This is a genomic window from Pseudomonas sp. 22189, assembly GCF_052045635.1.
Classification (GTDB): domain Bacteria; phylum Pseudomonadota; class Gammaproteobacteria; order Pseudomonadales; family Pseudomonadaceae; genus Aquipseudomonas; species Aquipseudomonas parakoreensis.
Map to the genome: position 1 here is coordinate 1 of NZ_JBQEPG010000079.1, position 471 is coordinate 471.

2 tRNA genes are annotated in these 471 nt (G+C 48.2%); both read left to right on the forward strand.

Annotated elements, in window-relative coordinates:
* Positions 1–159 precede the first annotated feature (159 nt).
* Positions 160–236, forward strand: a tRNA-Ile gene (locus ACTJKS_RS28065).
* Positions 237–245: 9 nt separating this feature from the next.
* Positions 246–321: transfer RNA gene (locus tag ACTJKS_RS28070), tRNA-Ala, on the forward strand.
* Positions 322–471: the final 150 nt, after the last annotated feature.

Sequence of the window (471 nt, forward strand, 5' to 3'; positions counted from 1 at the left end):
GCCGTAGGGGAACCTGCGGCTGGATCACCTCCTTAATCGACGACATCAGCTGCTCCATAAGTTCCCACACGAATTGCTTGATTCATTGAAGAAGACGATAGAAGCAGCTTTAAGCTCCAAGCTGATAGCTCTGAGCTAATCAGTTACGCGCTCGAAATTGGGTCTGTAGCTCAGTTGGTTAGAGCGCACCCCTGATAAGGGTGAGGTCGGCAGTTCGAATCTGCCCAGACCCACCAATTTTGTATGGGGCCATAGCTCAGCTGGGAGAGCGCCTGCCTTGCACGCAGGAGGTCAGCGGTTCGATCCCGCTTGGCTCCACCATTAACTGCTTCTGCTTGTTAGAGCTTAGAAATGAATATTCCGGTGCGAATATTGATTTCTAGTCTTTGATTAGATCGTTCTTTAAAAATTTGGGTATGTGATAGAAAGATAGACTGAACGTTACTTTCACTGGTAACGGATCAGGCTAAG